This window comes from Kitasatospora sp. NPDC087271 (assembly GCF_044744605.1).
Classification (GTDB): domain Bacteria; phylum Actinomycetota; class Actinomycetes; order Streptomycetales; family Streptomycetaceae; genus Kitasatospora.
This window is the reverse complement of sequence record NZ_JBIUYQ010000015.1, coordinates 175,167-195,564: the sequence shown is the minus strand read 5'-3', so window position 1 is coordinate 195,564 and position 20,398 is coordinate 175,167. Positions and strand designations below refer to the sequence as shown.

The 20,398-nt window shown below is 74.7% G+C and carries 19 protein-coding genes and 1 pseudogene; 14 read left to right on the top strand and 6 right to left on the bottom strand.

Annotation, left to right across the window (positions count from 1 at the left end; translation table 11 throughout):
* Positions 1 to 34: 34 nt before the first annotated feature.
* The 6 genes from ACIO9K_RS24695 to ACIO9K_RS24670 all read left to right on the top strand — a co-directional run bounded on the left by ACIO9K_RS24695 (position 35) and on the right by ACIO9K_RS24670 (position 4,707).
* The gene (locus ACIO9K_RS24695) at positions 35 to 1,357 is read left to right on the top strand and encodes a geranylgeranyl reductase family protein (RefSeq protein WP_400333117.1); all 1,323 of its coding nucleotides are present in this window, start codon (positions 35 to 37) and stop codon (positions 1,355 to 1,357) included.
* A 232-nt stretch (positions 1,358 to 1,589) separates the two neighbouring features.
* On the top strand, positions 1,590 to 2,702 hold the full coding sequence (locus ACIO9K_RS24690; RefSeq protein ID WP_400333114.1) for a GNAT family N-acetyltransferase: 1,113 nt from the start codon (positions 1,590 to 1,592) through the stop codon (positions 2,700 to 2,702).
* Between the two features lie 140 nt (positions 2,703 to 2,842).
* Positions 2,843 to 3,310, top strand: a complete 468-nt coding sequence (locus ACIO9K_RS24685) for an HAD family hydrolase (protein WP_400333111.1) — start codon at positions 2,843 to 2,845, stop codon at positions 3,308 to 3,310.
* 66 nt (positions 3,311 to 3,376) lie between these two features.
* Positions 3,377 to 3,814 carry a hypothetical protein gene (locus ACIO9K_RS24680; RefSeq protein WP_363617309.1) on the top strand — a complete coding sequence of 146 codons (438 nt, stop codon included), beginning with the start codon at positions 3,377 to 3,379 and terminating at the stop codon, positions 3,812 to 3,814.
* Positions 3,814 to 4,119, top strand: a complete 306-nt coding sequence (locus tag ACIO9K_RS24675) for a PRC-barrel domain containing protein (protein ID WP_363617307.1) — start codon at positions 3,814 to 3,816, stop codon at positions 4,117 to 4,119. Before ACIO9K_RS24680 ends, ACIO9K_RS24675 begins: the two co-directional genes overlap by 1 nt.
* A 3-nt stretch (positions 4,120 to 4,122) precedes the next feature.
* Positions 4,123 to 4,707 (top strand): type 1 glutamine amidotransferase domain-containing protein, encoded by a 585-nt coding sequence (locus tag ACIO9K_RS24670; RefSeq protein WP_363587443.1) that lies wholly within the window; start codon positions 4,123 to 4,125, stop codon positions 4,705 to 4,707.
* A 56-nt stretch (positions 4,708 to 4,763) separates the two neighbouring features.
* Here ACIO9K_RS24670 and ACIO9K_RS24665 read toward each other — a convergent pair whose 3' ends face one another.
* From ACIO9K_RS24665 to ACIO9K_RS24650, 4 genes and pseudogenes are all read right to left on the bottom strand, one after another.
* Complete coding sequence (locus tag ACIO9K_RS24665) at positions 4,764 to 5,618, bottom strand: DNA ligase (protein ID WP_400333140.1); 855 nt, start codon at positions 5,616 to 5,618, stop codon at positions 4,764 to 4,766.
* 60 nt (positions 5,619 to 5,678) lie between these two features.
* A pseudogene (gene ligD, locus ACIO9K_RS24660) lies at positions 5,679 to 6,557 on the bottom strand (non-homologous end-joining DNA ligase); the annotation flags it as partial.
* A gap of 106 nt (positions 6,558 to 6,663) precedes the next feature.
* On the bottom strand, positions 6,664 to 7,095 hold the full coding sequence (locus ACIO9K_RS24655) for a VOC family protein (RefSeq protein ID WP_363617305.1): 432 nt from the start codon (positions 7,093 to 7,095) through the stop codon (positions 6,664 to 6,666).
* A 30-nt stretch (positions 7,096 to 7,125) separates the two neighbouring features.
* Entirely contained in the window at positions 7,126 to 8,085 is a 960-nt protein-coding gene (locus ACIO9K_RS24650; protein ID WP_400333106.1) for a helix-turn-helix domain-containing protein, read from the bottom strand.
* A 187-nt stretch (positions 8,086 to 8,272) separates the two neighbouring features.
* Here ACIO9K_RS24650 and ACIO9K_RS24645 point away from each other — a divergent pair, with 187 nt between their 5' ends.
* Together ACIO9K_RS24645 and ACIO9K_RS24640 are read left to right on the top strand one after the other, a co-directional pair.
* Positions 8,273 to 8,863 (top strand): pyridoxamine 5'-phosphate oxidase family protein, encoded by a 591-nt coding sequence (locus ACIO9K_RS24645; RefSeq protein ID WP_363617301.1) that lies wholly within the window; start codon positions 8,273 to 8,275, stop codon positions 8,861 to 8,863.
* A gap of 99 nt (positions 8,864 to 8,962) precedes the next feature.
* Positions 8,963 to 9,901, top strand: a complete 939-nt coding sequence (locus ACIO9K_RS24640; protein WP_400333103.1) for a hypothetical protein — start codon at positions 8,963 to 8,965, stop codon at positions 9,899 to 9,901.
* A 141-nt stretch (positions 9,902 to 10,042) separates the two neighbouring features.
* Here ACIO9K_RS24640 and ACIO9K_RS24635 read toward each other — a convergent pair whose 3' ends face one another.
* Positions 10,043 to 10,438 carry a transglycosylase family protein gene (locus tag ACIO9K_RS24635; protein ID WP_363617297.1) on the bottom strand — a complete coding sequence of 132 codons (396 nt, stop codon included), beginning with the start codon at positions 10,436 to 10,438 and terminating at the stop codon, positions 10,043 to 10,045.
* Positions 10,439 to 10,912: 474 nt separating this feature from the next.
* On the opposite strand from ACIO9K_RS24635, the gene ACIO9K_RS24630 reads away from it, so the two are divergent.
* From ACIO9K_RS24630 to ACIO9K_RS24605, 6 genes are all read left to right on the top strand, one after another.
* On the top strand, positions 10,913 to 11,434 hold the full coding sequence (locus ACIO9K_RS24630; protein ID WP_363617295.1) for a universal stress protein: 522 nt from the start codon (positions 10,913 to 10,915) through the stop codon (positions 11,432 to 11,434).
* A gap of 54 nt (positions 11,435 to 11,488) precedes the next feature.
* Positions 11,489 to 12,943 carry a PLP-dependent aminotransferase family protein gene (locus ACIO9K_RS24625; protein ID WP_400333099.1) on the top strand — a complete coding sequence of 485 codons (1,455 nt, stop codon included), beginning with the start codon at positions 11,489 to 11,491 and terminating at the stop codon, positions 12,941 to 12,943.
* A 220-nt stretch (positions 12,944 to 13,163) separates the two neighbouring features.
* A complete protein-coding gene (locus tag ACIO9K_RS24620; RefSeq protein WP_363617291.1) occupies positions 13,164 to 13,676 on the top strand; it encodes a hypothetical protein in 513 nt (170 codons plus the stop codon).
* Between the two features lie 582 nt (positions 13,677 to 14,258).
* The gene (locus tag ACIO9K_RS24615) at positions 14,259 to 15,668 is read left to right on the top strand and encodes a family 2B encapsulin nanocompartment shell protein (protein WP_363617289.1); all 1,410 of its coding nucleotides are present in this window, start codon (positions 14,259 to 14,261) and stop codon (positions 15,666 to 15,668) included.
* Between the two features lie 205 nt (positions 15,669 to 15,873).
* Entirely contained in the window at positions 15,874 to 16,935 is a 1,062-nt protein-coding gene (locus ACIO9K_RS24610; RefSeq protein WP_400333094.1) for a hypothetical protein, read from the top strand.
* 120 nt (positions 16,936 to 17,055) lie between these two features.
* Positions 17,056 to 17,826 carry a DUF4239 domain-containing protein gene (locus ACIO9K_RS24605; RefSeq protein ID WP_063350621.1) on the top strand — a complete coding sequence of 257 codons (771 nt, stop codon included), beginning with the start codon at positions 17,056 to 17,058 and terminating at the stop codon, positions 17,824 to 17,826.
* A gap of 75 nt (positions 17,827 to 17,901) precedes the next feature.
* On the opposite strand, the gene ACIO9K_RS24600 is transcribed toward ACIO9K_RS24605, so the two are convergent.
* On the bottom strand, positions 17,902 to 20,259 hold the full coding sequence (locus tag ACIO9K_RS24600; RefSeq protein WP_400333091.1) for a glycosyl hydrolase family 18 protein: 2,358 nt from the start codon (positions 20,257 to 20,259) through the stop codon (positions 17,902 to 17,904).
* Between the last annotated feature and the right edge of the window lie 139 nt (positions 20,260 to 20,398).

Sequence of the window (20,398 nt, the reverse complement as noted above, 5' to 3'; positions counted from 1 at the left end):
GCCCGCAGTCGATCCGACCCCGTGGGAGTGCGTGATGCCCGGCCCAGAGCAGCAGGTGCCCGCAGACGGCGGCCGGGCCCCCCGGTCCGCCCGGACCGAGGAGAACGCCGACGTCATCGTGGTCGGCGCAGGCCCGGCCGGCTCCACCGCCGCCTACCACCTCGCCCGCACCGGCCTGGACGTCCTGCTGCTGGAGAAGTCCGCGTTCCCGCGCGAGAAGGTCTGCGGCGACGGCCTCACCCCGCGCGCCGTCAAGCAGTTGACCGACCTCGGCATCGACGTCTCCGAGCAGGCCGGCTGGCTGCACAACCAGGGGCTGCGGCTGATCTCGGGCCGGCGCGCGCTGGAGTTCGACTGGCCCGAGCTGTCCGCCTACCCCGGCCACGGGCTCGTCCGCCGGCGCGCCGACTTCGACGAACTGCTCGCCCGCCGGGCCGCCTCGGCCGGCGCCCGGCTGATCGAACGGGCCAACGTGGCAGGCCCGTTGGTGGACGAGCGGAGCGGCCGGATCACCGGCGTCACCGCGAAGCTCGGCGACGAGCGCCGGCCCGTCAGCTACCAGGCGCCGGTCGTGGTCGCCGCCGACGGCAACTCCACCCGCCTCTCCGTCGCGATGAAGCGCTACCGCCGCACCGACCGCGCCATGGGCGTCGCCTACCGCACCTACTTCACCACCCCCCGCCACCAGGACCGCTACCTGGAGGCCTGGCTCGACCTGCGCGACCCGGGCGACCCCGCCCGCCGCCTGCTGCCCGGCTACGCCTGGGTGTTCGGCATGGGCGACGGCACCGCCAACGTCGGCCTCGGGGTCCTCGACACCGCCCACGTCGACCTCGACTGGCGCGACCTGCTCCGCCGCTGGTGCGACAACCTGCCGCCCGCGTACGGCTACACCCCCGACGCCGTCACCGAGCCCGTCCGCGGCTCCGCCCTCCCGATGGGCCTCAACCGCCAACCCCACTACGCCGACGGCCTGTTGCTCATCGGTGACGCCGGCGGCACGGTCAGCCCCGGTACCGGCGAAGGCATCGCCTACGCGATGGAATCCGGCCGCTACGCCGCCGAGACCATCGTCCAGGCCCTCGCCCGGCGCACCGACCGCGGCCGCGAACTGGCCCTGCGCGCCTACCCGCAGGCGCTGCGCTCCGCCTACGCCGGCTACTTCGCGCTCGGCCGCCTCGCCGCCGACCTGCTCGGCCGGCCCAGGCTGCTCGGCGCGGCCGGCGCCGCCGGGCTCGGCCACCCGGCGCTGCTGAAGGTGGCGTTCCGGCTCATGGTCAACCTCACCGAGCCCAATTCCAAGGACGCCCTCGACCGGCTGCTCCACCTGGTCGGGCGGGTCGCGCCGGGGCGCTGACGGGGCGCTGACGGGGCCGGCCGTCCGGAGTGTCCGGCCGGTGCCGAACCGTTCATTCTTTCGGGTGAACCGGTCCGGCGTCCGGGGGTTGGCCGGAACCGGGGAATTCGGTGCGCCTTCGGCCAAGTCGTGTTGACGGATGATCAGCTGATCCGCTTGCCTGGTGCCGAAACGGACACGGAGGGTGAGCAGGACGCCCCCTCCGTGCGACCCCCCTCACGACGGAGACACCGTGCGCCTTCGCCTTCGCCTGCTCGTCGCGCCACTCGCCGCGGCCGCCGCCCTGATCGCCCCGAGCATCCCGGCCGCCGCGGCCGACACCGCCACCGCGGGCACCTCCGCCAGGGCCGCCACGCCCTCCGACGAGTGCTCCGCCGACTTCTACCAGGGTGACAAGCGGCTCGGCCCCGCCGGCCTGCCCACCACCGGCCGGGTCGGCAGGGAACTCGTCGGGTACCAGCGCACCGGCTCCCTGAGCGAGCAGCAGTTCCTCACCACCTACTACGACCCGGCCGGCAACAACGGCGCCGGCGGCTGGATCTACCCGCCGTCCGACGGCTACGTCACCCTGCCCGACGGCACCCCGGTCGAGTTCGATCTCACGCTCTACCCGAACCAGAACATCGACCGCTACGGCAGCGAGTACGGCGCCTTCCTCGCCCCCGAGGGACTGCCCTACTCCACCCGCTCCATCCCGCCGCAGAGCCTCGACGGCACCCCGCCGGCGGGCTGCAACTACCACGACTACAAGGTGGTCAAGCCCTTCAAGGTGCACGCCGGCCCGATCGCCCCGTGGTTCGGCCAGCCCGGCTGGGGCCTGCAGTACCAGCTCGACGCGAGCCTGGTGCCCGGCGGCACCGTCCCCGCCCTGGTGGCGGCCGCGGCCGACCCGGAGATCGCCCGCTGGAACCCGCTGCGCATCGCCGACCCGGCCGGCGCCGAGGCCTACCTCGACCGCTGCGACACCGGCTGGGCCGAGGGGCGCGCGGCCGCCTTCGCGATCACCGACGCCCTCGACGGGACCCTCCACGGCAACGCCTTCCTGGGCTGGACCGACCAGCCGGACGGCATCGCCACGGTCGGCTACTGGCTGCTCCCCACCGTCCGCGGCCGGGGCCTCGCCACCCGCGCCGTCACCGCCGTCACCCGCTGGGCCGTCGCCACCGCCGACGCCCGCCGCATCGAGCTCTGGCACGCGGTCGGCAACGAGGCCTCCTGTCGCGTCGCCGACCGCGGCGGCTTCCGCCACGAGGGCACCACCCGGGCCTCCTACCGCTACGGCGACGGCGACTACGTCGACGAACACCTCCACGCCCGCCTCGCCACCGACCCGGACGCCGGGTAGCCGGGTTCGCCGACCGGCCGCCGCGCGGGTCCTCCCGGTGCCGGGAAACCGGTGGGCCGCAGGCTGCGCGCACGGCGGGGGAGCGGCCTAACCTGGAAGGGCGCGTACGGTGCGTGGCCCGGGAAGGGAAACGGTCGGCCATGACGGTGATCTCGGCGGCTCTCTTCGGTACCGATTGGCGCCCTGCGCCGCCCGGTTCCGCCGAACTGCTGCGCGAGTGCGCCGCCCGGGGCTGGACGGTCGTGCTGACCGGGCCCGGGCCGGGCGGGGCACCGGCCCTGACCGTGACCGCCCCCGGGCGTGACCCGGTGCGGGCCGCGCTGGAACTGGTCGGCGGCACACCGCCGCACGCCGTGGCGGTGGCCGGCAGCGTGCGCGAGGTGCTGGCGGCGCGGCGGGCCGGGGTGCCGTGCGTCGCCCTGGCGGCCGGTGCGGACGCCGGCCCCGAGCTTCGGGCGGCGGGCGCGGTCGAGGTCCACCGCGACGCCGACGCCCTGCTGCGCGTCCTGGACGACAGCCTGCTGGCCCGGCCCCGGGCCTTCGGCCCCGTGGGCGCCGCCGCCGACGCCGCACCACACGCCGCAACCGGCGGCCCCCTGAGCGGTTAGCGCCTGCCCGTACCGGGCAACCGCCCGGGTGCGAGCACGTCACCGGAAGTGTCGGAGGTGACCGAGATGGACGGACCCGCGTTGAGCGGATGGGAGCGACGGCTCCTTGAGGAGATCGAGTCCGATCTGCGCCAGGACACGCGCCTCGACCGGAAGTTGAGCACGATGGGCGCCAAGCCGCCGAGCCGGGCCCGGCGCGTGCTGCGCGGCGTCGGGCGCCGCCTGTCCGCCGGGGTGGTGCTGACCGCCCTGGTGATGTCCGCGATCTGCCTCAGCATCGGCGTGCGGACCCCGACCACCGCGGTGCTGACCGCCCTCGGATTGGTGTGGGCGGCCTCGGTGGCGGCGGCGGTCGCCACCTCGGCGCTGCTGCGCCGCCGGGCCGCGGGCCGGGGTGAGGGCCGGGACCAGGCTGCGGGCCGGGACCGGGGCGAACGCCGTGCCGCACCCCCCGACCGGGACGAGCGCCGCGAACGCCGCCCCTGGGACCAACCGGAGGCCTGATGACCACCGACCTGTGGGAGTACCGTCCGGGCCCCCACCACGCTGCCGACCTGAACCTGACCGGGTACGAGGTGCAGGCCACCGACGGCCCGCTCGGCCGGGTCGAACAGGACACCGGGGACCACCTGCTGATCGACGCCGGGCCCTGGGTGGCGGGCACCCGGCTGTCCGTTCCGGTCGGTCTGGTGTCGCGGATCGACCACCTGGAGCTGACCGTCCACCTGGACTGCCCGCGCGCCCGGCTCAGCCCCGCCCCGTCCGCCGCCGTCCACCTGGGTTCCGCCTGCGACCCGCACCGGCGCTGAGCCATGGGCTGGCCGTCCACCACGCTCACCGGCCGGACGATCGCCTTCCTGGTCGCGCCGTACGGGGCGGAGCAGGTCGAGCTGACCTCGCCGTGGCAGGCGGTGGCCGAGTCCGGCGGCACCCCGCGGTTGCTGTCCACCGGGCCCGGCCGTGTCCAGGCCGTCCGGCACCGAGCCCCGGGCGACACCTTCGCCGTCGACCTCCTCGTCGCCGGGGCGCGGCCGTCCGCCTTCGACGGCCTGGTCCTGCCCGGCGGCGTCGCGAGCCCCGACGCGCTACGGCTGGACGAGGCCGCGGTGGTCTTCGTCCGCGCCTACTGCGCCTCCGGCCGCCCGGTCGCCGCGATCTGCCACGCCGCCTGGACCCTGATCGAGGCCGACGCCGTCCGCGGCCGCACCCTCACCTCCTGGCCGAGCCTGCGCACCGACCTGCGCAACGCCGGAGCCCACTGGGTGGACGAGGAGGTGCACGTCTGCCGCGCCGGCCCCGGCCCCCTCGTCACCAGCCGCCGACCCGCCGACCTGCCGGTCTTCAACGACACCCTGGTCACCGAGTTCGTCCACGCGGCGAAGCGGCGGAAGGGGTGAACCCGCTTCCCGCCCCGGGGAGTTCTCGGCGTGCCCGGCGCGAGCCGCGCAGGGGGTCAGTCGCCGCGCAGCCGGACGAAGGCGGCGACGGGTGGGCGGCCGGTGAGGGTCAGTTCGGCGCGCAGCGGTCCGGTGAGGGGGTGGACCGGGCCGTGCTCGGGGTCGGTGACGGGCGGGCCGGCGAGGGGACCGACGGCCTCGGCGACCTCGGGGGCCTGGACCGGGGTGAGCCGGGGAGCGCTGAGGAGCACCCGGCCGTCGTCGAGTTCGAGGACGAGGGCGTGCGGACGGGAGGCCGGACCGGTGAAGGCACGGACGGTGGCGTCGAGGGTGTCGCTGCGGCGGTACTTGACCCAGGCGCGGCCGGCGCCGCGCGGGTGGTAGGGGGAGCCGGCGGCCTTGCAGACCAGGCCCTCGACGCCGGTGTCGGCGAGGCGGGCCATCCAGTCCAGCGCCTCCGTGCGGTCGGTGGTGGCCAGTACCGGCTGGATCGGCGGAGGGACGTCGGCCAGCGCGGCGAGCAGCAGTCGGCGACGGTCGGTGAGCGGCAGCCGGCGCAGGTCGCGGCCCGGTAGGGCGAGCAGGTCGAAGGCGATCAGGCCGAGGACGACGTCCGGGGCGGCGGCCCGGGCCCGGCGGGTGCGCAGCAGTTCCCCGAAGGCGAACCGGCCGGCCCGCCAGGCGACGAGTTCGGCGTCCAGCACCAGCCCCTCGGGCAGCCGGGCGACGGCGGCGGCGATCGGCGGGAACTCGGGGGCGAGGTCGCGGCCGGTACGGGACTGCAGGACGGGCGGGCGGGCGCCGCGGGCGAAGGCGACGCAGCGGAAGCCGTCCAGCTTCAGCTCGTACTGCACGCCCGCGCCGCCCAGGCCGTCGGCGGGCGGGACGGCGGTGACGGTGGCGGGGCGCATCACCTCGACGGGCGGGTGGAGCACCTGGCGGGGCTGCTCCTGCCGGGTCGCCGGGCCGGCGGGGAGCGGCCGGGCCCGCTCCGGGTCCAGCAGCGGCGCGAACAGGTCGCCGTGGGCGGCGAGGCGATCCGGCACCTCGGCGAGGGTGAACACCAGGTCGTCCGCCGTGCCGGCGCGCTCCAGCTCGGCCCAGGTCAGCGGGGTGGAGACGGTCGGCAGCGGCCGGGCCCGGAGGGTGTACGGCGCGGCGGTGGTCTTCCTGGCGTTGTTCTGCGACCAGTCGACCAGCACCCGGCCGGCCCGCCGGGCCTTCGCCATGGTGTGCACCACCAGCTCCGGGCGGTCGCCCTCCAAGGCGGCGGCGAGCGCCTTCGCGTACGCCGAGACCCGGGTGCTGGGGGTGGGCTCGATCGGGACCAGCAGGTGCAGGCCCTTGGAGCCGGAGGTCTTCACCCACGCCGCCAGGCCGTCCGCCGCGAGCCGCTCGCGCAGCAGGACGGCGACGGTGCGGCAGGTGAGGACGGACGCGCCCGCACCGGGGTCGAGGTCCAGGACGAGGCGGTCGGCGAGCCCGGGCGCGGCCGCGTGCCACTGCGGGACGTGCAGTTCCAGACAGCCCAGGTTGGCGGCCCAGAGCAGCGCGGCGCCGTCGTCGAGGACCACCTGGCGCAGGTCGCCGCCGCTGCTCGGCACCTCGACGGTGCGCACCCAGCGTGGGGTGCCGGCCGGCGGGTTCTTGGCGATGAACACCTCGGCCTCCACGCCGTCCGGGCAGCGCAGGAAGGAGACCGGGCGGTCGCGCAGGTGGGGGAGCAGGGCGCCGTGCACGGCGGCGTAGTAGCGCAGCACCTCGCCCTTGAGGGTGCCGGTGCGCGGGTAGTACACCTTGTCGAGGTGGGAGAGCGCGAGGGTGCGCCCGTCCACCGTGAGCTGCGGCATGGGTGCTCCCCGGAGCCTGGGTGGGCCTGTGCGTGGCCCCCGCAGCCAGTCTGCCCGGGCGGCGGCGGGGGCGCAGCCGGTCCACCGGCGTCGGAGACGGGCCCGCTCAGCCCCGCGCGGGGGCGGCGGGCCGCGGCGCACCCCGGTAGGTGCCGAAGTACCACTGGTTGCCCTCCGGGTCGGCGGCGGCGAAGTCGCGCGAACCGTAGTCCGTCTCGGTGAGCGCGGTGGTGATCCGGGCCCCGGCGGCGACGGCGCGGTCGTGCACGCCGTCCGGGTCCGCGGTGACCACGTACGCGGTGAAACCGCCAGGCCGGCCCGGGCAGGGCGCAACGCCCTCGGGCGTCTCCCGGTCCGAGCCGAGCATCACGCCGCCGCCCTCCGGCCAGGCCAGTTCGGCGTGGGCGACGAACCCGCCCTCACCGTAGGCGACGACCTCCTGGAAGCCGAAGGCGTCGACCAGGAAGCGGATCAGGGCCCGGGCGTCGGTGGCGCGCAGGCTGGGCCAGACCTGCGGGGCGGGGGCGGTGCCGTCCATGGCTGTCTCCTCGGGGGGGGCTCGGGTTGCTTACGCCTCCCACTCTGCGGCCGCCGCACCCGCCCCGCCTTGGACGTTTCGGAACTTCGCCTCCTCCGGCCCCTCCGCCGCCAGCCACGCGCTCGGCGCGGCCCCGGCCAGGGCGCGGAACTCCCGGGCCAGGTGCGCCTGGTCGAAGTACCCGCAGCGGACGGCCAGGTCGCCGAGCCGGGGCGGTGGCGAGGCGGCCAGCAGATGGCGGGCCCGGTCGAAGCGGATCACCCGGGCGGCGGCCTTCGGCGTCAGACCGGTCTCCCGGCGGAACCGCTCCTGGAGGTGCCGGGTGCTCCAGCCGGTCTCCCGGGCCAGCGCCGCCACCGGCAGGGCGCCGTTGCTGCGCCGCAGCGCCCGCCATGCCCAGCCGACCTCCGGCGGCACCTGCCCGGACGGGCGGGCGGCCCGCAACAGCGTCCCGTCCAGCACGGCGAAGCGCTCGGACCAGGTGCGCGCGGACTGCAACTGCTCCTGGAGGCGCGGGCCGAGCCGCCCCAGCACCTCTTCCGCCGGGAGGTCGATCCCGGCCAGCTCGCCGGCGGGCAGCCCGAACAGCGCCCGGGCGGCCAGCGGGTGCACGGCGATCTGCACGCCGGACTGCCGGCCGTCGTGGGTGATCAGCGCCGGGCCGGTGTGCAGGCCGCCGAGCAGCGTCGGGTAACTGCCGGGCGGCTGCGCCGGGTCGGGGTGCCCGGCGATCACCAGCGGCTCGTCCAGGGTGAGGATGAACGTCAGGTACGGGGACGGCAGGCCGCGGTGCAGGGCGGGCGGGATGCCGCGCTGGCGGTACCCGGAGTACCAGGCCACGTACGGGCGCAGCGCGGGCGCGGGCCGGGCGCGGACGGCTTCGTCGACCAGGCCGGCGGCGGTGTCGGCGGCCGTGTCCGCGGTCTCGTCGGCTGCGGCCGCGGGCCCGGTTGCGCCGGCTGCGGACGTCTCGGGGGTTTCCGTCGTCACGTTCCCAGTATCGGCGGCCGGTGGCGAGCGTGCCGCGCGGCGGGGGCGGGCGTCTTGGACAAATGCGCACCGGGGCCGCCGAGTTCGGTCGCCCTGCGGGCGTCCCGGTGGCGCCCCCGGCGAGGCGGCCGTCTCGCCCAGTGGATCATCCTTTCTTGCCAGGCGAGATGGGCGCACACTGGCGGGCATGGGAAAGCAGTACGAGAGCATCGACGGCAGGCTGCGGGAGTTCATCGAACGGCAGCCCCTCTACTTCGTCGCGACCGCGCCCCTCTCCACCGACGGGCACGTCAACGTCTCGCCCAAGGGCCGCTCCGGCACGCTCGTGGTGATCGACGAACTCACCCTCGCCTACCTGGACTTCGGCGGATCCACCGCCGAGACGATCGCCCACCTGCGGGAGAACGGCCGGATCACGCTGATGTGGTGCGCCTTCGACGGCCCGCCGACGGTGGTGCGGGTGCACGGCCGGGGCGAGCCGGTGTTCCGTGACGACCCGCGCTTCGCCGGGCTGTTGGGCCGCTTCGACCCGGCCGTCGACGGCTCAGGGCTGCGTGCGATCGTGCTGGTGCGGGCCGAACGGGTCAGCGACTCCTGCGGGTTCGCCGTCCCGCTGATGGACTACCGCGCCGACCGCGAGCTGCACGCGCAGTTCTTCGGCCGCAAGGACGAGGAGGAGTTCAGCACCTACTGCGAGGGCAAGCAGTACGTCGGCACCAGCATCGACGGCCTCCCCGCTCTCCCGCTGCCGCTCCCGCCCCGGCCGGGCACGCCGTAGCGGGCCGTCTCGTGCCGGAGCGGAACGGCGCCGCCGGCCGCGCTACGGACGGCAGCCATCCGGTTGCCCTGGGTGTCGGACGGGGGGAGCGTGATGGTCATGATACGAACCCTGCGTGCCGCCGCCCTGGCCGCGCTCTCCCTAGTACTCGTGGCCTGGCCGGCCCAGGCCGTCACCGCCCCGCGCGCGGAGCGGTCGGCGACCGCGCGGCTGTCCGTCGAGCTTTGCCCGCCCCGGGGCCCGGTGGTCCCGGGCGAGAGCGGGACCCTGGAGCTGCGCGTCACCAACCAGGGCCCGGCGGCGACCACCGATCCGACCCTGGTGGTCGTCCACCTGCCCCCGCCGGGCGTGGTGAAGTCGGCCGACCCGCCGGTGGAGCTGACGTACTTCGGGACGGGCAGCTCCTATTCCGTCCCGGCCGGCCTGGCGCCGGGGGCCACGTCCGTGGAGCGGCTGTCGCTGTACGTCGCGCCGATCACCCCGCCGTTCACCACCATCAGCGGTGACGTGCAGGCCTTCTACCCGGGCGACCCGGACCAGTCCGGCCACACCACGCCGTACAGCCTCACCACCGCCGACACCCGGGCCCACTTCATGGTCGGCGCCTCCTCCGCCTGGCAGGCCGGGCACCCGGTGCCGCAGCCGGGCGACCTCACCGGCGCACCCGGGGCCACCATCGACCTGCCGCTGTGGGTGTACAACGCGGGTCCGTCGTACTCGACCCACCCGATCGACGTGCGGATCACCGTGCCGGAGCGCACCACGCTGACCGGCCCGACGCCGTACGACTGCACGGCCGCCGGGCCGCGGACCCTGACCTGCCACTACGGGGTCGGGCCGCGCTACCAGGACGCGATCTTCATCGACCCGGCCGTGGTGATCGATCCGGGGACGACCGCCGGCCAGGTGCTGTCCGGCGGGACGCTGGACGTGTCCGGTCAGGAGGACTGCCCCTCGCCCGACTGGCACACCGACTTCTCGGTGACGGCGGCGGCCGGCCCGCCCGGCGGCGGCCCGGAACGGGCCCCGGTCCGGTAGCCCGACCGCCGCCCGTGGGCGCGGCCCGCAGGCCGGCGCGTGCGGTCGGCCGCAGGGGGCGGGAACGCGACGACGCCGCCGCACCCGGGGAGGGTGCGGCGGCGTCGGGGGCCCGGGACAGGCGGGCCGGGGGGGTGGGGACTACTTGCCCAGGCCGGCCTTGACGGAGCAGATCGGCCAGGCGCCGGGGCCCTGGGCGGCGAGGACCTTCTCGCCGATGGCGATCTGCTGCTCCTTGGTGGCCTGGTGGGCCTGCGGGGCGTACGCGGTGCCGCCGAAGGCGGCCCAGGTGCTGGAGGTGAACTGCAGGCCGCCGAAGAAGCCGTTGCCGGAGTTGACGGCCCAGTTGCCGGTGGCCTCGCAGGAGGCGACCTTGTCCCAGACGGTGGCCGGCGCGGCGGAGGCGCTGGTGGCCGTGACGAGGCCGGCGACCGGCAGGGCGGTGATCGCCCCGGCCATCAGAGCCATCCGGACGCGGTTGCGGCGCTTCGGGGTGGCGGTGGTGGTGGCAGCGGCAGTCTCGTTACGGAAGGTCATGCGGTTCCTTTCGGAGGAGGCTGCGAGCGCGCGGAACCAGGCCCTCGGAAGGCCGTTGGTTTCGGGGGACACGTCACTCGCGTGGTCCGGCACCGTTCCGGTTCCGGGGCGGTGAAGCCGGCCGGAGCGGAGTGCTTGGTGCAACGGATTCGAAGGTACGGGGGCGGTTGAGGCGGTTTCAAGGATTTGGAGGTTTAGGCACGTCAGGGAGCCGTTACCGGGCGTAAGGATCAAGGAAATGACATGATTTGGCCCGATTTGCCACCATTTGCAAGATCAAACCACCCGTCGAAGTGGCCTGCGTCACGCCGAAAGTCGTGTGAGCCCGCCCACATCGTCGACAGCGCGTGACGTACCACCAGCCCCCGGTGTCGAAATCGCCGCCCCGCCCGGCGCCCCGGGTGGCCCGCACCACAACCCTCACCGGGAGGGCCCCCTCCGCTCACGCACGGTGGCGGGCATAGCCTCGGGGCCATGAGCAACGAGAGCGATGCAGAGGACGTGGAGGCCGTCGGCGGCGCCGGGGAGCCCGGGGCGGCAGCGGCCCCCGCGGGCTTCGAACTGGGGACGGACGGGCCCAAGGTGATCCTGGCGGGGCTGGACGGCTCCGACTCCTCCTGGCGCGCCACCGCCTACGCCGCCGGGCTGGCCCGCCGCCAGGGTGCCACCCTCGCGGTCGCGTACGTCCAGCCGATCCTGGGCTCGGCCACCGCGCTGGCCGGGGCCGTGGTGGAGGAGACCACCCAGGAGATCGCCGACGAGCTGCTGACCGCACTGCGCGAGGCCGAGCACCACGTGAAGGAGGTGTGGCGGGTGGAATGGCGCTTCCTCACCATGCGCGGCGACCCCTATACGGGGCTGGCCAAGCTCGCGGACGAACTGCGCGCCGACGCCGTCGTGGTCGGTGCCTCCGAGCAGGCCGGGCACCGGGTGATCGGCTCGGTCGCCGTCCGCCTGGTGAAGGCGGGCCGCTGGCCGGTCACCGTGGTGCCGTAGCGCGGCCGGGCCGCCCGGCAGGGGGCCGGGCGGCGGCGGGTAGGGTGCGTGACCATGACGGAAACGCCGGGCGCGCACCCCACCGGGCCCGCCCACCCGACCGGCAGCGACCTGCACCTCGACCTCCCCGCCGTCGGGGGCCGCCGTGCCGCGCTGATGGCGGCCCTGCGCGAGGCGATCCGCAGCGGCCGGCTCGCCCCCGGCACCCGACTGCCGCCGTACCGCGCGCTCGCCGCCGACCTCGGGCTGGCCCGCAACACCGCCGCCGAGGCGTACGCCGAACTCGTCGCGGAGGGCTGGCTGACCGCGCGTCAGGGTTCCGGCACCGCCGTCGCCGAGCGGGCCGAGCCCGTCCCGCCGAGCCCGTCCCCCCGGCCCTCCGCGCGGCCGGGGCCCGTCCACGACCTGCGTCAGGGCCGGCCGGACGCCGCGTCCTTCCCGCGCACCTCCTGGCTGGCCGCCGCCCGCCGGGCCCTGACCGCGGCGCCCAACGAGGCCTTCGGGCCCGGCGATCCGCAGGGTCGGCGCGAACTGCGCACCGTCCTCGCCGACTACCTGGCCCGCGTCCGCGGGGTGCGCACCGACCCGGACCGGATCGTGGTCTGCTCGGGCTTCGCCCACGCGCTGCGGCTGCTGTTCGCCGGCGGGGCACCCGCCCTGCCGCCCGAGTCGACCGGGCCGCTGGCCGTCGAGGCGTACGGGCTGGGGTTCCATCGCGGGCTGCTGGCCGCCGCCGGGGTCGCCACCGTGCCCCTTCCGGTCGACGAACACGGCGCCAGGCTCGGCGGGTTGGCGCACCGTCAGGACGTCCGGACGGCCCTGCTCACCCCCGCCCACCAGTTCCCGACCGGCGGACCGCTGCACGCCGGCCGCCGCGCCGCCGTGGTCGACTGGGCGCGCGGGCGCGGCGGCCTGCTGCTGGAGGACGACTACGACGGCGAGTTCCGCTACGACCGCCAGCCGGTCGGCGCCGTCCAGGGGCTCGACCCCGAGCGGGTGGTCTACCTCGGCTCGGTCAGCAAGAGCCTGTCACCGGCGCTGCGGCTCGGCTGGATGGTGCTGCCGGACCACCTGGTCGACCGGGTGCTCGCCGCCAAGGGCGAACGCGAGGGCTGGGCCAGCGCGTTGGACCAGCTGACCCTCGCCGAGCTGATCGACTCCGGCGGCTACGACCGGCACGTGCGGCGGATGCGCCGCCGCTACCGGGAGCGCCGCGACCAGCTGGTGGCCGCGCTGGCGGCGAGCGCCCCGCACATCGGGGTCTCCGGCGTCGCGGCCGGCCTGCACGCCGTCCTGCGGCTGGAGCCCGGCACCGAGCACGCGGTGCTCCAGGCCGCCGCCCGCCGGGGCCTGGGCCTGGACGGGCTCGCCGACTACCGGCACCCGGGGATCGGCCCGGAGGCCATGCCGGCCATGGACGGCCTGGTCGTGGGCTACGCCGCGCCGCCCGACCACGCCTACCCGGCGGCGCTCGCCGCGCTCTGCGACATCCTGCCGCCGCCCGCCTGAACCAGCCGGGCCCGGGGCGGCCGGACCGGCACCGGCCTGCCGGGCGACCGGCTCCGGGTGGCCGTCCGGGGCGGCGGGCGAAGCATAGGGCCCCGGGCGGGGGAGTGGGGGCGGAACGCGGCCGGGGTGGTCCACGGTGTCCGCCCCCGACTCGTGCGTCGGTACGGACCGGGGCGGAGCGGGGCAACGGAACCGGTACCGCGCCCTACGCTCCTTGGTCATGCGCAGAACACATTTGAGCCGCGTCGCCCTCGCCGCGTGCCCGGCCCTCGCCGTCGGTCTGCTCCTCTCCGCCACACCCGCCCAGGCCGACACCCCGCTGCCGTTCACGGCCGTCTCCGACCGGCAAACGACCGTCCGGGGCGGCGAGTTCACCCTGACCCTGACGCTCAGCAACCCGTACGACACGCCGATCCAGTTCGTGTACCAGAGCGTTCAGCCGACCTACCAGACCAGTCTGGAGAGCGGCCTCAAGTTCACCGCCACGGCCTGCGGCACCCAGACCAACGGCTGCAGCGACAACGTCCACGGCGGGATCGCCCGGTACAACGTGCCGCTCGCCCCCGGTGCCACGAGCAGCTTCACGGTCACCTATACCGTGGCGCCGGACTCGACCTGCGGCGCGGCGACCAGGATCGACTTCTACTCCTACCTGTACTACGAGTACAAGGGGGGCGAGGCCAAGAACTCCGGCATCGTCGGCATCCCCGGCAGCCAGATCGCCTGCGCCTGACGCATCGCCCGACCGGCGCTCCCTCGCCGCTTCCCCGTCGCACCCCCACTGCGCATCCCCGATCCCCCGTCAGGTGCCGGCCGCCCCCGTCCCGGCACCTGACGGGCCGTTCGCGTGCCCGGATCCCGGTGGCGGGCCGGCTCCCATGGTCGGGGCGCAGCTGACCGGCCCCGTTGCGTCGGCCCCGTTGTGCCGGCCCCCCGTCGCCGACCCGCTCCCGCCGATGTCGTACGGGAGGTACGCCGCCTGTCCGCTTGTCCGCGCGCGGGGGTCGGTCGCGCGGGATCCGCGGCGGGGAACGGATGTTCTCGCGACCCGGGGCCCGAGCGGAATGGGACTGCTTCAGATTCACCCTATCGGGGGGTAGTCGGCCTCCGCGCGGGCCCGGTCGGGCGCTGGTGATCTAGGGTTCCCGATGGGCCGCCGGGAGACGGTGGCCGTGATCGCGATGAATCGCCAACACCCCCATCGATACGCGTGTCTGATGAGCCGTCATGGCATCAGTCGGGGTGGATCGGGGCGACCCCGTCGCCGTCCGACCCCGACCGCGTGATCCGACCAGATGAATGGAGACCCCTGCCGATGCCCGTGGACACGAGCCCGGAGACAGCGCAGGTCCCGCAGCAGTCCAGCCTCACGACGGCCGCTGCCCGCAACCTCGCCACCACGACCAAGTCCGCACCGCAGATGCAGGAGATCACCTCCCGCTGGCTGCTCAAGGTGCTTCCCTGGGTACAGGCCGCCGGCGGTGCCTACCGTGTCAACCGACGGCTCACCTACACCGTCGGCAACGGTGTGGTCGAGTTCATCAAGACCGGCTCCCAGGTCCGGGTGATCCCCGCCGAGCTGGGTGAGCTCGCCCTGCTGCGCGGCTTCGAGGACGAGGAGGTGCTGACCGCCCTCGCCGACCGCTGCGAGCAGCGCGACTTCGGCCCCGGTGAGGTGCTCACCACCCAGGGCGGGGCCGCCGACCGGATCTTCCTGATCGCGCACGGCAAGGTCAACAAGATCGGCACCGGCAAGTACGGCGACGACACCGTGGTCGGCGTGGCCGGCGACGGCGACCGCTTCGGCGACGACGCCCTGCTGAACCCGGACGCCGTCTGGGAGTTCACCGCCACGACCGCCACCGCCGGCGTCGCGCTCACGCTGACCCGCCGCGACTTCGCCGCCATCCGGGACAACTCGCCGAGCCTCCAGGAGCACCTGCTCGGGTTCCTGGCCCTGCCGCAGCAGGCCCAGAACGAGCGCGGCGAGGCCGAGATCGCCATGTCGGCCGGCCACCACGGTGAGTTCGAGCTGCCCGGCGCCTTCGTGGACTACGAGCTCAAGCCCCGCGAGTACGAGCTGAGCGTCGCGCAGACCATCCTCAAGGTCCACACCCGCGTCGCCGACCTGTACAACGAGCCGATGAACCAGATCGAGCACCAGCTCCGGCTGACCATCGAGGCGCTGCGCGAGCGCCAGGAGCACGAGCTGGTCAACAACCCGGAGTTCGGCCTGCTCAACAACGCCGACTTCGACCAGCGGATCCAGACCCACTCCGGCCCGCCCACTCCGGACGACCTGGACGAGCTGCTCAACCGCCGCCGCGACCCCGACTACCTGCTCGCCCACCCGCGGACGATCGCCGCGATCGGCCGCGAGTTCAACGCCCGCGGCCTGTACCCCCACCACGTCGACCTCGGCGGGCAGCAGGTGCCGGCCTGGCGCGGGGTGCCGATCCTGCCGTGCAACAAGATCCCGATCACCAAGGAGAACACCAGCTCCATCCTGGTGATCCGTACCGGTGAGGACAACCAGGGCGTCATCGGCCTGCACCAGAACGGCATCCCGGACGAGTACCAGCCGTCGCTGTCCGTCCGCTTCATGGGCATCGACGAGAAGGCGATCATCTCCTACCTGGTCAGCGCCTACTACTCGGCCGCGATCCTGGTGCCGGACGCGGTCGGCGTCCTGGAGAACGTCGAGATCGCGCACCGCCGCCACTGAGGACGGCCGACAACGGGGCCGGGCCGTAACCGGTCGGCCCGAAGATCGTTTGACCTGATGACGGACGGCCCGCCCCCGGAAGGCGGGCCGTCCGCCTGATCGTGCCTCATCACGTCTGATCACGCCTGCCCGCGTCCTCCTGCGGGCCGGGCGGATCGTCCTGTTCTGATCCCGTCCCCGGCGACCCGAGAGGTGAGTGGAGCCCATGCCGCAGCGCCGGCAGTCCCGACGGATATCGCTGGACGGCGGTGGGGGTGCGGCCTCCGGTCGGCGGACCAGGCTGATCGGCGCCGCGGTCGGCGTGGTCGCGATGTGCGCCCTGGTCGGCGGCGCCTCGGCGTCCGGCACCGAACACCACGGCGGGGAGCAGCAGCACGGCACGACCGTCGACTCCTGCGTCTGCACCGCGACGGACGTGTCGGTGCAGGTCGGGCCGGGCGGGGACGTGAACGTCGGGGTCGACGTGGACGTCCAGGTCGGCGTCACCGTCGTCCCGACGGCCGACGCACGGCACCAGGGGCCCGGGCTCCCGCACCGGCACCACCCGTGCCGCACGCCGAAGGCCGTGCCCGGACCGGCCTCACCACGGCCCTCGGACACCACGGGGGTCCGTCGGCAGCCCGGCCGCCCGGACGACGAGCACGGCGGGTACGGGGGGTACGGGGGCCACGACGGGGACTGGTGGCACGGGGACTGGTGGCACGGGGACTGGTGGCACCACCACCATCACCACCCGCACCCCTGCCCGAGCCCCACGCCCACGCCGACCCCGACGTCGAGCCCCACCCGCACGCCCAGCCCGACGGCGACCCCGACGCCGAGTGCCACGCCGACGCCTTCGCCGACGTCGAAGCCCAGTCCGACTCCGGCACCCGTCCCCACGCAGTCGCCGACCCCCGCGCCGACAACGCCGGCTCCCAGCAGGACACCTGGGCCCACCCCGCCGCCGACGGCACCTGCGCCCCCTCCGCCGCCCGCGCCGAACCCGCCCGCACCCCCGGCGCCGGCCCCGGCAGCACCGGCGCCCCCACCGGACCCGGTGGCCCCCAGCCCGGACGCGCCGAGCCCGGTGCGCCCGAGCCCGCTGTGGCCGACCCCGGCGGCGCAGCCCGTGTACCACGTGCGGGCGGCGCAGCCGCCGGCCCCGCCGCAGCACCACCACAACGCCCCGGCGACGACCACCATGCTGCTGGTCACGGTGCCCGCCATCCTGGCGGCGGCGGCCCTGCGCCCGGGCCGTGGACGCGGCCGTTCCGGGCGGTCCTGACCGCCCCACCGAGGCGGCCCGCCCCGGCCCCCGGTCCGGCCCTGGAGCCCGACCTGCCCGGCCCGGGGCCGGCCCCGATCCTTTGTTCCGTCACAAGCCGAGCCAGAGAAGGGAGTTCCCATGTCCGAATGGTTGGCGTTGGCCATCGCGATGGCGGCGGCCTGTGCCGTCGTGGTGGCGGTGGTGGTGTTGCGGCACCGCCGGGTGGGCACCGAGAAGAACGTCGACGAGACCCCGGACGTCATCGACTACATCACGATGATGATCGGCGTGGTCTACGCGATCGTCCTCGGCCTCGCCCTCGCGGGTGTCTGGGAGGCGCGCGGCGCCGCCCAGGACGACCTGTTCCGGGAGGCGCAGTCGTTGCAGGAGGTGAGCGACCGGGCGGTGGTCTACCCGGCCGAGTTCCGCGACCAGGTCCGGGCCGACGTGGACGCCTACGTCTCGTACGTGGTGAAGGTCGAGTGGGACTACATGCGCAAGAACGGCGAGATCTCCGACAAGGGCACCGAACTGCTGGACAAGCTGCGGGTGGACGTCGCCACCCGGCCGCCGGCCTCCGAGCTGGAGTCGCAGTCCTACCAGCCGATCATGGACCGGATCAGCCAGGCCGACGACGCCCGCAACTCGCGCGGGCAGAACGCCGGGCCGACCATGCCCGGGGTCGTCTGGTTCGGCCTGATCACCGGTGCCGTGGTGACCGTCGGCATGCTGTTCGCGCTGCAGATCCGGCGCACGCCGCGGGAGTTGATCCTGGCGGGCTGCTTCAGCGCGCTGATCGCGTTCCTGCTGTTCATGATCTGGGACTTCGACGATCCGTTCGGCCGGAGCGTCTCGGTGACCACCCAGCCGTTCGTCGACCTGTTCCCCTCCCTCGGGCTCAAGGGCTGAGCAGGGCCCGCCGAACCTCGCCGAAGCGGGTGGGCCCGCGCGGAGATCCGCGCGGGCCCACCGGCGTGCCGGACGTCAGCGCAGGCTGCCGTCCATGGAGTTGAGCAGCGTGCCGGAGGCGTCGTCGTTCTCCAGGGAGAAGGCGAACAGGCCGCCGAGGCCCTTGCTCTTGGTGTAGGCCCCGCGCGCCTGGATGGCCTGCGGGGTGTCGCCGGTCCAGAAGTTGGTGCCGTCGTAGACCCAGCTGCTCTCGGTGACCGGGTCCCAGTGGGTGGTGGCGGCGGTCGGGTTGAGCTCCTTCCAGGCGGCCAGTCCGGCCTCCTGGCTCAGCGGCTTGGCGGCCGTCGGGCCGGTCGCGCTCTGGTACAGGCCGTAGTTGGAGCCGGCCGGGACGCCTGTCCAGCCACGCCAGTAGAACGGGATGCCGAGCACCAGCTTGTTGGCCGGGAAGCCGCCGGGGATGCCGTACTCGGGCAGGCCGGTGGTGTACGCGGCGAGCATGGTGTCGACGTTGTACTTGCGGGTGCCGGGGGTGATCGGCGTGGTCGGGTCGGCCGGGCTGTCGTGCAGCGGGTCCTGGTGGTTGGTCGGGCCCTTGGCGTCCCAGGCGCCGTGCATGTCGTAGGACATGACGTCGGCGTAGTCGAGGTAGTTGCCGATCTTGTCGGTCTCCAGCTGGGCGATCTTGTCCTGGCCGCTGGGCAGGGCGGCGGACAGCAGGTAGCGCTTGCCCTGGGCGGAGCCGAGCGCGTCCAGTTGGGTGCGGAACTCCTTGAGCAGGAGGGTGAAGTTCTGCTTGTCGGCGGGGGAGTAGTGGTTGCCGGTGTGGCCGCCGGCCGAGCCCGGGTACTCCCAGTCGAGGTCGACGCCGTCGAAGATGCCGGCCGCCGTGGCCGCGCCGCCGGAGGCGTCGCCCGCGACGCCGGTCGGCAGGTTCCCCTTGAGGAACATGTCGACGCAGGAGGAGACGAAGGTCTTCCGGGAGGCGTCGGTGGCGGCCGCGTCGGAGAAGTACTTGGAGTACGTCCAGCCGCCGATCGAGATGGTGAACCGCAGGTTCGGGTACTTGGCCTTGAGCTGGCGCAGCTGGTTGAAGTTGCCCTTGAGCGGCTGCTCCCAGGTGTCGCTGCTGCCGTCCACGCTGGTGCCGGAGTTGTAGTCGGACTGGTAGTCGGCGTAGGCGTCGCCCGCGCCGTCACCGGCGTTGGGGTTGTTCTCGTTGGTCGAGTCGGAGGCCTTCACCGCCTGGAAGCAGGTGAGCTTGGTGGGGTCGATGTTGGCGAACGCGTAGTGGATGACGTCCAGCTTGCCAGCGGCGCCGCTGGTGTCGACGTTCTTCGGGTAGTACGCGTTCTCGTAGACGCCCCACTGGTCGAAGTAGGCCGAGCGGACGGGCTGTTGCGCGGGGGCGGCGGCCGTCGTGGTGCTCACCGCGGCGGACTGGGCGGAGGCGTGGGAGCCGGAGTAGCCCTGGACGCTGAAGGTGTACGCCTTGCCGGGCAGCAGCGAGCTGACGGCGACGGAGGTGCCCATCGAGGTGGCGACCAGCTGGCCGTTGGACCACACCTTGTAGGCGATCGGGCCGTCGCCGGTGGTCAGGGTGGAGGGCTGCCAGGTGAGCACCACGGCGCCCGCGGTGACCTTGGTGACGGCGACGCCGGTGGGCGTGGTGACCTTGCCGTCCCCCGCCGGGCCGCTGGCGGTGGCCGTCGCGGTCGGGCTGCCGGACGCGGTGGGGCTGCCGCTGGCCGTCGGACTGCCGCTCGCGGTGGGGCTGCCGGACGCGGTCGGACTGCTGGACGCGGTCGGGCTGGTGGAGGCCGTCGGGCTGCCGCTCGCGGTCGGGCTGCTGGTGGCCGTCGGGCTGCCGGTGGAGGTGGGCCCGGCCGGGCCGGTCAGGCTGAGGTCGTCGGCGTAGTAGGCGCCGGTGCCGTACCAGCCGTGGGTGAAGACCGTCACCGAGGTGGTGGTGGCGCCGGTGGTGAAGGTGGTGCTCAGCTGGTTCCAGCCGGTGCCGCCGGGCGTCCAGACCGAGGAGTTGACGCCCGTCCCGGTGGCGCCGAGGTAGACGTAGCTGCCCTGGACGAAGCCGGACAGGGTGTACGTGGTGTTCGGCTGGACGGTGACGGTCTGCTGGCACTGCGCGGTGTCGGAGGCCGAGGCCGCGCCGCTGAGCGCGTAACTCCCGCCGTGCACCGGGGTGGTGACGACGGAGCCGTTGGCGCAGGTCCAGCCGGTCAGGGTGCCGGCCTCGAAGTCGCCGTTGGCCAGCAGGTTCACCGGGGCGGCCGAGGCGGGGCTGAGGGTCAGGGCGAGGGCGGCGCCGCTGGTGCTGAGCGTGGCGGCGAGGGCCAGGGCCATGGCCCGTCTGCGCGGGGCGGTCCGGTGCCCGGCGGCCTGGGCGGGCCGTGCGGGCATGACGCGGTCGTGCATGCGGTTGTCCTCCGGATGTGTGGGGGTTCCGGCGGTGCGTGGCCCGGGGTGGGCCGGGGGAGCCGCCCGGGCGCTGTGGGGGCGCGCGGGCAGGTGGAGCGTGCCGACGTACGGACGGCGGACGCGGCGGGCCGGCTGA